The organism is Streptomyces sp. NPDC007162, assembly GCF_040634175.1.
In the GTDB taxonomy this organism is placed as follows: Bacteria; Actinomycetota; Actinomycetes; order Streptomycetales; family Streptomycetaceae; genus Streptomyces.
Genome location: NZ_JBEYFC010000293.1, coordinates 1 through 11,198 on the forward strand (window position 1 = coordinate 1; position 11,198 = coordinate 11,198).

Sequence of the window (11,198 nt, forward strand, 5' to 3'; positions counted from 1 at the left end):
GGCTGCGGAACCGGGCCGCCGCGAAACGGACCAGGGACATGTTCATCTCGATGAGCGTGTTGCGCGCGTACTGGTATTCGGGAGTGCCTTCCGCCAGCAGCGCCAGGCGGTCGAAGAACACCTTCGACACCTCCCGCGCGTCCTTCGGTGCGACCTTGGAAGGGGCCGCGATCTCCGGAACGCCCGCCCGCTGCCCGGCGGCCTGCACGGTCGTCGTTCCCCTCATGCGCCCCTCCCGGTCGTCCGGCCTCGTCCGCACCGGTTGGTGGTCCGGCTAGGACGCGTTTACCCTCACCGCCCGCGAGCATGCTCCGGACCGACGCGACGGGAGGGCGCGGGGTCAGGCGCACCCGGGCGTCCGAGGGACCATTCCGATCCGGGTCTCGTTCTCAATGCCGTCGTGCTGTGGAACACCCGCTACCTGTTCGACATCAAGGCCGGCGACATCCTGGGCGTATCCGGGACGTCAGGCCGTTCGTTCGCTGCTTGCTACCGGGCCCTGGGGCCGGGGGCGGGCGGGGTGCGCGGTCGCAGGCGCTCTCCCTGCGGCCCGAACATGATCAGGTACTCGACCGGGCCGCCGGGGCCGGCGTTCGCGACACCGTGGGGATTGCGGGTGTCGAACTCGGCGACGTCCCCGGCACTCAGGACGAGGTCCTGGTCGCCGAGTGCGAGCCACAGCCGCCCGTACAGGACGCAGAGCCATTCCCAGCCGTCGTGGGAGACCTGCCGGGGCCGCGCGGGCGGTTCCTGGACGGCGGGGAGGACGTGTTTGTGGGCGTGCAGGCCCCCGACGTAGCGGGTCAGCGGCAACACCGCCTTGTCGTCGCCGAAACGCTGGAGCGCGGAGGTGCGGGGCTCGGCGGCGGGAGCGGTGCCGGCCAGCTCGTCCAGGGAGACGCCGTACTCCTTCGCCAACTGCAGCACCACTTCCAGGGTGGGCTTGCGTCGGCTGGTCTCGATCCGCGACAGCGTGCTCGGGGAGATGCCGGTCGCGCAGCTGACGCCGGTGAGCGTGGAGCCGCGGTGTTCGCGCGCGGCCCGCAGCCGGGGGCCCATCGCCGCCAGCGTGTCGACCACGTCGTCGCCTGTCACCCGCTCGGCCCCCTTTCGGACGTGCGGCTCCACCATCCTGTCCTGCAAGTTTGCCAGATTGGCAAGGGTAATCGCGGTGGCCGGTCGCTGCGCCGCATGATCGACGCGTACCTGCATCCATCCGCGCACCGAGGAGCAGCCCCATGCAGCCCGAGCCGTCCGCCGTACTCCGCCACCGCACCGTCGAGGCCCCGGCCGGGCGCCTTCACCTGGTCGAGCAGGGCACCGGTCCGCTGGTCCTGCTCGTGCACGGCTTCCCCGAGTCCTGGTACTCCTGGCGCCGCCAGCTCCCGGCCCTCGCCGCGGCCGGCTACCGGGCGGTGGCGATCGACGTGCGCGGCTACGGCCGCTCCTCCAAGCCTGCGGAGACCGACGCCTACCGGATGCTGGACCTGGTGGAGGACAACGTCGCCCTCGTGCACGCCCTCGGCGAGGAGAAAGCGGTGGTCGTCGGCCACGACTGGGGCTCCAACATCGCCGCCACCTCCGCCCTGCTCCACCCCGAGGTCTTCCGGGCCGTCGCCCTGCTGAGCGTCCCGTACGCGCCACCCGGCGGCCCCCGCCCCACCGACATCTTCGGCCAGATCGGCGGCCCCGAGCAGGAGTTCTACGTCTCCTACTTCCAGGAGCCCGGCCGCGCCGAGACGGACATCGAGCCTGACGTGCGGGGCTGGCTCGCGGGCTTCTACGCCGCCCTGTCCGCCGACACCATGCCCGCCCACGGCGAGCCCGACCCGCACTTCGTCGCCCGCGGCGGCCGGCTGCGCGACCGCTTCCCCGCCGGCATCCTCCCGGTCTGGCTGACCGAGGACGACCTCGACGTCTACGCCGGAGAGTTCGAGCGCACGGGTCTGACCGGGGCCCTCAACCGCTACCGCAACATGGACCGCGACTGGGAAGATCTCGCCCCCCACCGCGGCGCCCCGGTCAAGCAGCCGTCCCTGTTCATCGGCGGCGCCCTGGACGCCTCCACCACCTGGATGTCCGACGCTATCGACGCCTTCCCCACCACCCTCCCCGGCCTGACCGCATCCCACCTCGTGGAGGGCTGCGGCCACTGGATCCAGCAGGAACGCCCCGAGGAGACCAACCGTCTGCTGACCGGCTGGCTCAACACCCTCACAGGCTGAACCGCCGGCTCGGGATCCACGCACCGGATCGTGGAAGGGCGCCCAGCCGCAGCGGGCAAGAATCGGGGAGCTTGACGAGGTTCAGGCCATGTTCGACGGGTCCGGCGATTGGCCAAGGGCGTCTCGTCGATTGACAGGGGACCGTGAGCCGCCGGTCGGCCGAAGCTCGGGGCGGATCGGTTACACGGACCGCTGTGCAGCGGCATGGAGGGGGTACACGGGAGAGCCCTCTGCTGTCCCGTTTCCAGACCAGACCGTCCCGGTCGCGAAATGCCATCCAGCGGACGACGCCGGGCGGCCGGTCGCCCGGCGCGTACGGCGGACCCTGGCCAGGACGTCCGGCCCATATCTCTTCCTTGATCACCGTCTCCGAGCACGGTGCCAGGACCGGGAGTTGGAGTACGTGATGCGGCCCCGCCTCAGCAGGCGACAGAAGCAGATCGGCCTCCGAGACCGGATCGGACGAACTGTTGATGACATGGACGCGCTTGACGAAGGGGGCCAGGAATTCCGTCCAGTAGGCCACGCGCAGCGCCTGGGCGCGGGTCTCCTGATCGGCCGCCTGGCGCGACTGCTCCAGTTCACCTTGAGAGACAAGCGCGTCGTAGAGCGTGGAGACGCCCGTGAGGAGCAGTCCCGCGAGAGCAGCGACAACCGCAGTGATGGTGCCGGCCCTGCCCCAGTCGATGCTGCGATCGCCGACGCCGGAGGCCGCGCCGGCCCCGGACTCCACCACGACCTGGTGGCCGAGGCCCAGCAACTGACGCACGGTCGGGGGCGTGGCCGCGACGCGGGTCTCGCCGGGGACGGACTCGGCCACGACGCCGATCCGCTGGGATGGGTGGTGCGCGGATTCGTGTGCGGACGCGTCTTTACGGCAGAGGTGTGTCGGCCGACCATGGTTGGTTCTGGGGCGTGTGAGTATCCACACTTCTCCTGTGATTGCGCCGGCCGGGCAAGCGCGCAAGAGTATGCCAACCGTGTCACCCAGCAAGCGAGATGCTTTCGACGGTCACTCCACCCGGGTGGCCCGGGCGCAGGGGAGGAAAGCGCGTGAGCCGTATGTCGGTCCGGGGACTCGCGGTCGTCTCGGCCACCGCGGTCACCGCTGTCGGAAGCGTCGCCGGGGCCGCCTCGGCCAGCAGCAGCCACAGCGGCGGCACGCCGACGCCGGCGGCCGATGCCTCCCTCCTCCAGGACATACCCGTGGGCCGGCAGGCCCAGGTGCAGACGGCGACCGTGACGCAGCAGGCCGAGGCGATGGCCGTCCAGGCGGACGCGAGTGCCAGGAGGACCGCGGAGCAGACCGCCCGCGCGGCGGCGGCCAGAGCCGCGGAGGCCAAGCAGGCCGAGGCCAGGAAGCGCGCGGCGGCCAAGGCCGCGGCCGGTGATCCCGCGGCGAGCTTCCCGGTCCAGAGCTCCTACACGGTGGCGCAGCTCAAGGCGATCGCCGCGCAGATCGTGGGAAGCGGCCAGTTCCAAGTCCTTCAGCTACGACGCCATAGGCAACCGCCAGCAGAGCGTCGACCACGCCATCGGCAGCTCCGGCACCAACGTCACCACCGGCTACACCAACGGTTGCACCGCCAACTGCAACTCCACCGGCGCCCAGCCCCACACCCTCACCGCAACCACCGGCGGAACCAACCCCACGACCTTCGGCTACGACGAAAACGGCAACCTGCACACCCGCACCCCCACCACCGGACCCAGCCAGACCCTGACCTGGGACGACGAAGGCCACCTGGCCCAGGTGGACACCAGCGGCTCCAGCCCCACAACCACCAAGTACCTGTACGACGCCGACGGCAACCAGCTCATCCGCCGCGACCCCGGTCAGACCACCCTCTTCGTCGGCGACACCGAGATCGTCGTCAACACCAGCGTCACCCCCAATGTCCTCCTCGGCGCCGTCCGCATCTACACCCACGGCGGCGCCGGGACCCCCGTGGCCGTCCACTCCAGCCTTGGGGGCGGGAGTGTGAAGTACCTCTTCAACGACCCCAACGGCACCGCGACCCTCTCGATGGACACCACCACCCAGCAGGTCGCCCGCCAGCAGTACACCCCCTACGGCCAGCCCCGAGCCAGCGCCAACACCACTACCTGGCCCGACCCCACCCACACCTACCTCGGCAAACCCCAGGACACCACCACCGGCTACACAGACGTCGGCGCCCGGAAATACGACCCCACCCTCGGCCGCTTCATCAGCGCCGACCCGCTCCTCCAGCCGACCAGCCCACAGTCACTCGGAGGCTACACCTACGCCAGTGACAACCCCGTCACCAACAGCGACCCGAGCGGCCTCATGGCCTGCCAGACTCCTGACGAGTGTGGCGGCGGTGCCCAGTACGGCAACAACACGCCGACCCGGAACAGCGGCGGCAAGGCGCTCAACGACGCTTCCTGGGGTTGCAACGGCTGTGACGTCGTCAACAGCTCCAATAGCGACCCGAACAACCAGGGGGAAGTGGACGCAAGTAAGCGCCGCGCTGCCAGTGCGGCCTTCCACAAGAAGTACATGGAGATCTACCCGCAGGTCTTCATTCCTCGCAACTGGAAATACGCCAACCAGTTCGCCAAGATCTTCAACGAAGAGACTGACACCGCGTGCCGAGACTTCGGCTGGGACTGCCTGGCGGACCCGCAGGACGCTGCAGAGGCCGAGGCCGACCAGCACATCATTACCCACCTGAAATTCCTCACCTGCATGGCACTCGGCCACGGAACCGGCTGCCTGGGCAAGACCGGCACCTCCATCGGGGTAGCCGCGGCTGCCATATTTGCCCTCACAGGAGGCGGCGGGGAAGGTCCCGGCGGCGGCTTCAGAGGCAAAGGCCTTGGCGGTGGGAAGTGCAGCTTCTCGCCCGACACCCCTGTCCTCATGGCCAAGGGCAGAACCAAGCCCATCGGCAAGATCAAGCCGGGTGACAAGGTCGAATCCGCCGACCCCACGACCGCCAAGGACAAGGGCGCCCGAACCGTCCAGCACGTCTGGATCAATCACGACAACGACCTCCTCGACGTCATCATCAATACCGGTCACGGCCGTACGGAGATCATCCACACCACCTCCAACCATCCCTTCTACGACGCCACCACCCGCACCTGGGTACCCGCCGGCAGCCTCAAACCCGGCGACCACCTCGCCAGCGTCCATGACCAGCCCACCACCGTCGTAAGGGTCCACGGCACACCTGGCGCCGCCAACCGCTACAACCTCACTGTCGAGCAGCTCCACACGTACTATGTACTCGCTGGTCAGACACCGGTACTGGTTCACAACAGCGGAGCAGGCCCTGACCCCACCTCCTTCTCGAACTTGATACCGGAAGATACGCCGGAGTGGTTCAAGCCGATTGCTCCTGGCACCGTGCTCTCTCGTTCTGGAAACTATGCATACGTAGTGACCGGAGACGGTGAGCTCGTTATCGGGAAACGAACGGCTGGCCATGTAAGCCTTGCTCAGGGGCGGGATGTGCTAGCTGCCGGAGAGTTCAAGACCAAGGGTGGCCAAGTCGTGTACCTCGACAACAAATCTGGTCACTATCAGCCCTACGGTGCTAACGCTCAGAAGGCGGCAGTGGATGCCTTTGACAGGAATGGACTCGACGCTGATGGAAAATACATCGAAGCATGGCGGCCTAGCTGCTGAGCCAGTCGCAGAGCTCAGGCAGGTCATCCAAGGGGTTCTCGCCGCGGCGGAGGAAACTTACGGCGCCGAAGCGCTTGAGCCAGGTTTGGAGCGTGCGCTAGCGATCGTGCAGACGAATCCTGAATTTGAGGAGCAATTCGAGAATCAACTGATAACTCTGATCGATTCTCCCGAGGAGGGTGTTGTTGAAGTAGTTTCCTTCCTAATGCACGCGCTGCGTTGGGAAGCCGTCCGGGAGGCGGTCGAAGAAAAGATCACTAACCCCCGAGGGGACGTTAGTAATATTCGGCTTTACGAGGCCATGCTGGATTCTTTCACTGATTCCTGGCGCGATCGTGATCTCTATGTGAGATTCGCTGGGTCGTGAGGCCGTAGCTCTGCGACACGCATATGGGGCGGTTGTGAGCGCAAATATGAAGCTTCGCCAGGTGCGTCCTGGCGGAGCTTCTGGGGTGGCTGACGGCAGTGGTTGACGGCAACGTCAGCGGACGGGGGCTACGCAAAGCGGTGGGGTGTCGCCATCGTCGGGCTGGCCGGTGATGGCGGCGGAGGTACAGAGGGCGTTGCGAAGAAGATCGATAGCGTCACGCTGGAGGCGGAGCCGGACGTGAGCGTAGACGGTGGCGGTGACGCCGATGTGGGCGTGGCCGAGGAGTTCCTTGATGACGACGAGTTGCACTCCCTGTTCCAGGAGGAGCGTCGCCGCCGAGTGGCGGAAGTCGTGGAACCGGATGCGGCGGAGCCTGGCCCGGTGGAGCAGGGCGGTGAAGTGCCGGGTGGGGGTGGCTCCTTCGATCGGGGCACCGTTGGGCCGGGTGAAGACGTAGCCGCTGTCCTGCCAGTTCTTGCCTGCCGCTTCGCGTTCCTGGTGCTGCCGGTCGCGGTGCTGTTCCAGGGAGCGCAGGCATGGCGTCGGCAGGGCGATGCGCCGTTCGGAACTCTGGGTCTTGGTCGGGAGGGCGGTCAGGACGCCGGAGTTGGTGCGCTGGAGGGTGCGTCGGATGCTGGCGGTTCCGCCGGCCAGGTCGAGGTCTTCCCAGCGCAGGCCGAGGAGTTCGCCCTTACGTAGGCCGGTGTGCAGAGCGAGTTCGAACAGCGGCTGCAACCGGTGTCCGCTGGCGGCGGCCAGAAACTCGCGCGCTTCTTCGGCGGTGAGGGGTTCGAAGCGGCGCGGCCATGGTGCGCCGGTGCGGACGTTGCGGGCTACATTGTGTGGGATCTCCCCCTCGCGCACGGCGTGCTCCAGGGCGGACTTGAGCACGGAGTGCACGTGGGCCAGGGTCAGCGGTGAGAGCCGTCTTGCGCAGCACTTTCCGGCAGCGCAGCAGAGGGGCTCGACACGGGCGGCGTCGAGACCGCGCGCAGCATTGGCAGGTGGTGCGGAGCTGGTTGAGCCAGGTGCGGACGTCCTTGGCGGTGAGTTTGGCGAGCTTCTTCCGTCCGAGGCCGGGGATGAGGTAGAGGCGGGTGACAGCGGTGTAGCGGGTGTGGGGTGTTTTCGCGGAGCTGGTGGACGGCGACAGCGTCAAGCCAGTACGTCAGGTAGGCGGCCAGGCTGCCCTGTGCGGACGGCGCGGGGAGGCCGCGGTTGCTGGCGGCGATCTTCTCGATGAGTTTGGCCAGTGCTTCCTTCCGCGAACTGCCGTAGACGCGGATGCACTTGCGGGTGTTGCCGGGGGCGAGGACGTATCCGGCGGCTTCCCAGCGGTTGTCTTTCCGCTGGTAGACGGTTCCGTCGCCGTTGGCGCCGGCTGGCTCTGTCCGATGTCCTCGTACCCCCACGACTTGTAGAGCGCGTGGACCTTTCCATGGCTGGCGGCTGGGTTGACCGTCGCGGCCAGTCGGTTGTTCTTGATCCGGCGGTGGGCGACGTGGCGACTCATGCCGGGCTGACGGGTCACGGGCGCGTTTCCGGCATGAGCCTTCAGATTGCCAGCGTGGGTGGACCGGGTGTGGTCGTCGCCGATCTCGGCGAGAACCCGTGCGCCGGTGAGAGCGGCCAGGCGGGGGAAGCTCGTGATGATCTTGGCGTCGGGATGTTGCAGAAGCAGCTCTACTGTGTCGGCTGCCAGGTTGTTGCATGCCTGGCAGGCGGCGTCGAGCTGGGCTAGGAGGGCGAGTGTCTGCCGTTTCATCGGCTTCTCGACCAGAGCGGGGCGGCGAAGCCGGCTCCGGCGGAATGCCTGAAGCAGTCGGGCGTCCTCGGCTGGAGTGGGCGCGATCGACAGGACCGTGCGGGCCTCCCGGGTCAGCAGCTGCTTGCGCTTCGCTGCGAACGCCTCAAGGATCGCGTGTTACTGAGGTGGAACTCGTGGTGTCGTCGGGGCTGATGGCTCGTCGCCCGTGCGGTATCACCGGGGCATGCGGTATCCACACGGAGGCGGGCTGACTGCCGAACGGCAGCAGTTCCGCGAGGAGTTACGGCTCAAGGCGGCCGAGCGGTTCGCCCAGGGCGAGGCGAGCTCGGTCATCGCCAAGTCCCTGCGCGTCAACGTCCGCTCGGTACAACGGTGGCGGCAGAAGTGGGAGCAGGGCGGTCCGCGGGCCCTGCGGTCGCAGGGGCCGGCATCGCTGCCGAGGCTGAGCCAGGAGCAGTTCGCGCAACTGGAGGCGGAGCTGGCCAAGGGGCCGGCCGGGCACGGCTGGGAGGACCAGCACTGGACACTGGCGCGGATCAAGACGGTGATCGGTCGGCGCTTCCACATGGCCTACACGATTCAGGGCGTGCGGAAACTGCTGGCGCGTAACGGCTGGTCATGGCAGGTCCCTGCCCGACGCGCCATGGAGCGGGACGACGAGGCGTGGCCGGGTGGGTCAAGGAGGTGTGGCCCTGCGCGGAAGACTCGCGGCGGCCCGTGGAGCCTGGCTCGTCTTCGAGGACGAAGCCGGATTCTCCATGACGCCGCCGCACGCGAAGACCTGGTCACAGCGCGGCCGGACCCCGGTGGTGCGGGTCCGCGGCCGCTCCCGCAGACGGATCTCCATCGCCGCGCTGACCTGCTGCAAACTCGGTCACCGCTCCAGGCTCATCTACCGGCCCCGCCATGACGACGGCCGTCGCGATGGGCGCAAGAGCTTCTCCTGGCGCGACTACCGGGACCTGTTGATCGCAGCACACCAGCAGCTCGGCGGCCCGATCGTGCCCGTCTGGGACAACCTCAACGTCCACAAGGCCGCCGACCTGCAAAAGTTCGCCGAGGCCCGGGACTGGCTGACCATCTACTACCTGCCGCCCTACGCACCCGACCTCAACCCCGTCGAGGGGATCTGGTCTCTCCTGCGACGCGGCTGGCTTTCCAACGTCGCCTTCAGCACCTCCGAACACCTCGTCCAGCGCATCCGGCGCGGCCTACGGCACATCCAGTACCGCAGCGAACTCATAGACGGCTGCTTCGCCGAGACCGGCCTGACGATCAGACCCACCTGAGCAACCCGGCCACATCACAAGTTCAACCTCAGTCATGCAGGGCGGCCGCGAGTGTCTCGGCCAGGGTCACGGGCGGCCGGCCGATCAGGCGGCGCAAGTCGCCAGAGTCGGTGTACATCTCGCCGCGGTTCATGCCGCGGTCAGCGTCAGCGAGGACCTCCGCCAGCTCGGCGGGTAGGCCCGCGGCGGCCAGTACCTGGGCGAAGTCGGCCACCGGGAGGTCAGCGTAGGTAACCTGCTTTCCGGCCGCAGCGGAGATCGCGGCGGCGAGCTCAGTCAGGGTGAAGGATTCGTCGCCGCCGAGCTCGTACACGGCGCCGGTGTGGCCTTCAGTGGTGAGGACGACCGCTGCGGCCTCGGCGTAGTCGGCGCGGGACGCGGCGCTGATCCGCCCCTCGCCTGCGGCGCCGACGACCGCGCCGCTCTGCAGGATCTGCGGCAGTTGGCTGGTGTAATTCTCCAGGTACCAGCCGTTGCGCAGCAGCACGCTGGGGATTCCGCGGTCCCGCAGATATTCCTCGGTCTCGCCGTGCGTGGCACCGATGACGGTGGTGGCCGTGTCCGCGTGCGTCGTGCTCGTGTACGCCACTAGCGACACGCCTGCGGACGCCGCGGCGTCGATCACGCGGCGGTGGTTGGCGACCCGCTCGCCCACGGGGACCGAGGCTGAGATCAGCAGCAGCCTGTCCGCCCCCGCGAATGCCCCGGCCAGGCCGTCGGTGTCCGCGAAGTCGGCGCGGCGTACCGTGATGCCTCGGTCGGCCAGGTCCTTGATCCTGGCGATGTCCCGGCCGGTCGCGATGATGTCCGCGGCCGGGATCCCGCGCCGCAGCAGTGCCTCGACAGTGAGCCTGCCCAGCTGGCCGGTGGCTCCGGTGACGACGATCGGCATGATGGTCATTCCTTCCTTCCGCGCGTGCCTTGCACACCCGCCGCGGTCCGTCCGCCGCGGGATGGAACACAGAATGACCTGGACACTCTCTGTTGGGGAGTAGCCACTTCTTGGTAGGGTACTTACCGCAGCGAAAGCATTGAGGTGAGCCGGATGGCTGCTGTCGAGAATGTGACCGGGCCCATGCCGTCATTCGATCCGTACGAACGCGGCTGCCCGTCGCGGGACCTGCTCGACCAGATCGGCAGCAAGTGGGCGGTCCTCGTGCTCGGCGAACTCGGCCGGAACGGGACCTCCCGGTTCGGCCAGCTCCGGCAGACGCTGGCGGGCGTGAGCGAGAAGATGCTCACCCAGACGCTGCGCACCCTCGAACGCGACGGGCTGGTCAGCCGGACCGTCTACCCAGAGGTGCCGCCGCACGTGGAGTATGAGCTGACCGCGCTCGGCCAGACGCTACGGGAACCCCTGAAGGCGCTCACGGAGTGGTCCGTGCTGCATATCGAAGAAGTCATCACCGCCCGCGAAGAGTACGACGACCGCACTGAGCGCACCAGGTAGTCAGCGGCGGCCAGCGGTCTGGTCATAGACGGCCGCCTCGCCGAGACCGGCCCGACAATCAGACCCACCTAATCCACCCGGCGACATCACGAGTTCAACCTCAGTAGTACTCGCGCAGGTGCGATCGGGGCCGGTTGTGAGCTCGGGTAGGGTCCCAGACCGAATCCTGCTGAGCCCTGGCGAGGACGGCGATTGCCCTGACCAGGTCCGAGCCGGTCGGCAGCGGGCGGTGGAACTCGGTGTCCGTGCGCAGGATGTTCGCCAGGGCAACCGCGTCCTTGGTGTTCCGGCTTCTTCGGGGAGACGGCGGGCCGGCCCGTAGGCAGGCGACCAGGAGTCCTAGGGAGGTCTCGATCGCCACCCGGATGGGATCGGGGGGCGCCCTCGTGGTCTTGATGCCGTGGGGACCAGTGGGGGACCACACGGTACTCACGACTC

The 11,198-nt window shown here is 68.1% G+C and carries 8 protein-coding genes and 7 pseudogenes; 6 read left to right on the top strand and 9 right to left on the bottom strand.

Annotated features, from left to right (window positions below):
- Both ABZ646_RS28760 and ABZ646_RS28765 read right to left on the bottom strand, forming a co-directional pair.
- A pseudogene (locus tag ABZ646_RS28760) lies at positions 1–226 on the bottom strand (RNA polymerase sigma factor SigF); the annotation flags it as partial.
- Between the two features lie 263 nt (positions 227–489).
- Complete coding sequence (locus tag ABZ646_RS28765; protein ID WP_360524891.1) at positions 490–1,095, bottom strand: helix-turn-helix transcriptional regulator; 606 nt, start codon at positions 1,093–1,095, stop codon at positions 490–492.
- A 143-nt stretch (positions 1,096–1,238) separates the two neighbouring features.
- Between ABZ646_RS28765 and ABZ646_RS28770 the strand changes: the two genes are divergently transcribed.
- A complete protein-coding gene (locus ABZ646_RS28770) occupies positions 1,239–2,225 on the top strand; it encodes an alpha/beta hydrolase (RefSeq protein WP_360524894.1) in 987 nt (328 codons plus the stop codon).
- 703 nt (positions 2,226–2,928) lie between these two features.
- On the opposite strand, the pseudogene ABZ646_RS28775 reads toward ABZ646_RS28770, so the two are convergent.
- Positions 2,929–3,054 (bottom strand): annotated as a pseudogene (locus ABZ646_RS28775) (NAD(P)(+) transhydrogenase (Re/Si-specific) subunit alpha); the annotation flags it as partial.
- 154 nt (positions 3,055–3,208) lie between these two features.
- A complete protein-coding gene (locus ABZ646_RS28780) occupies positions 3,209–3,568 on the bottom strand; it encodes a hypothetical protein (protein ID WP_360524897.1) in 360 nt (119 codons plus the stop codon).
- A gap of 44 nt (positions 3,569–3,612) precedes the next feature.
- On the opposite strand from ABZ646_RS28780, the gene ABZ646_RS28785 reads away from it, so the two are divergent.
- Positions 3,613–5,883, top strand: a complete 2,271-nt coding sequence (locus ABZ646_RS28785) for a polymorphic toxin-type HINT domain-containing protein (RefSeq protein ID WP_360524900.1) — start codon at positions 3,613–3,615, stop codon at positions 5,881–5,883.
- Positions 5,831–6,250: a hypothetical protein gene (locus tag ABZ646_RS28790; RefSeq protein ID WP_360524903.1), complete on the top strand. Its 420-nt coding sequence runs from the start codon at positions 5,831–5,833 to the stop codon at positions 6,248–6,250. Before ABZ646_RS28785 ends, ABZ646_RS28790 begins: the two co-directional genes overlap by 53 nt.
- Before the next feature lie 114 nt (positions 6,251–6,364).
- Here the strand turns inward: ABZ646_RS28790 and ABZ646_RS28795 are convergent.
- The 3 pseudogenes from ABZ646_RS28795 to ABZ646_RS28805 all read right to left on the bottom strand — a co-directional run.
- Positions 6,365–7,629: pseudogene (locus tag ABZ646_RS28795) on the bottom strand (tyrosine-type recombinase/integrase); the annotation flags it as partial.
- Positions 7,620–7,712, bottom strand: a pseudogene (locus ABZ646_RS28800) (GNAT family N-acetyltransferase); the annotation flags it as partial. The pseudogenes ABZ646_RS28795 and ABZ646_RS28800, both read right to left, overlap by 10 nt.
- A gap of 69 nt (positions 7,713–7,781) precedes the next feature.
- Positions 7,782–8,018 (bottom strand): annotated as a pseudogene (locus ABZ646_RS28805) (IS110 family transposase); the annotation flags it as partial.
- A 226-nt stretch (positions 8,019–8,244) separates the two neighbouring features.
- Between ABZ646_RS28805 and ABZ646_RS28810 the strand changes: the two are divergent.
- Both ABZ646_RS28810 and ABZ646_RS28815 read left to right on the top strand, forming a co-directional pair.
- Positions 8,245–8,783: pseudogene (locus tag ABZ646_RS28810) on the top strand (winged helix-turn-helix domain-containing protein).
- Positions 8,780–9,310, top strand: a complete 531-nt coding sequence (locus ABZ646_RS28815; protein ID WP_360524909.1) for a transposase — start codon at positions 8,780–8,782, stop codon at positions 9,308–9,310. Before ABZ646_RS28810 ends, ABZ646_RS28815 begins: the two are co-directional and overlap by 4 nt.
- Positions 9,311–9,338: 28 nt before the next feature.
- Here the strand turns inward: ABZ646_RS28815 and ABZ646_RS28820 are convergent, their stop codons facing one another.
- Positions 9,339–10,211 (bottom strand): SDR family oxidoreductase, encoded by an 873-nt coding sequence (locus ABZ646_RS28820; RefSeq protein ID WP_360524906.1) that lies wholly within the window; start codon positions 10,209–10,211, stop codon positions 9,339–9,341.
- Between the two features lie 144 nt (positions 10,212–10,355).
- Between ABZ646_RS28820 and ABZ646_RS28825 the strand changes: the two genes are divergently transcribed.
- Positions 10,356–10,760: a helix-turn-helix domain-containing protein gene (locus ABZ646_RS28825; RefSeq protein WP_256914843.1), complete on the top strand. Its 405-nt coding sequence runs from the start codon at positions 10,356–10,358 to the stop codon at positions 10,758–10,760.
- A 103-nt stretch (positions 10,761–10,863) separates the two neighbouring features.
- Here the strand turns inward: ABZ646_RS28825 and ABZ646_RS28830 are convergent.
- Positions 10,864–11,198: pseudogene (locus ABZ646_RS28830) on the bottom strand (transposase); the annotation flags it as partial.

Bases quoted from the DNA above. Each gene is read 5' to 3' on its own strand.
- ABZ646_RS28815 (WP_360524909.1), top strand. From the start codon at position 8,780: ATGACGCCGCCGCACGCGAAGACCTGGTCACAGCGCGGCCGGACCCCG.
- ABZ646_RS28790 (WP_360524903.1), top strand. From the start codon at position 5,831: ATGGACTCGACGCTGATGGAAAATACATCGAAGCATGGCGGCCTAGCT.
- ABZ646_RS28825 (WP_256914843.1), top strand. From the start codon at position 10,356: ATGGCTGCTGTCGAGAATGTGACCGGGCCCATGCCGTCATTCGATCCG.
- ABZ646_RS28820 (WP_360524906.1), bottom strand. From the start codon at position 10,211: ATGACCATCATGCCGATCGTCGTCACCGGAGCCACCGGCCAGCTGGGC.
- ABZ646_RS28770 (WP_360524894.1), top strand. From the start codon at position 1,239: ATGCAGCCCGAGCCGTCCGCCGTACTCCGCCACCGCACCGTCGAGGCC.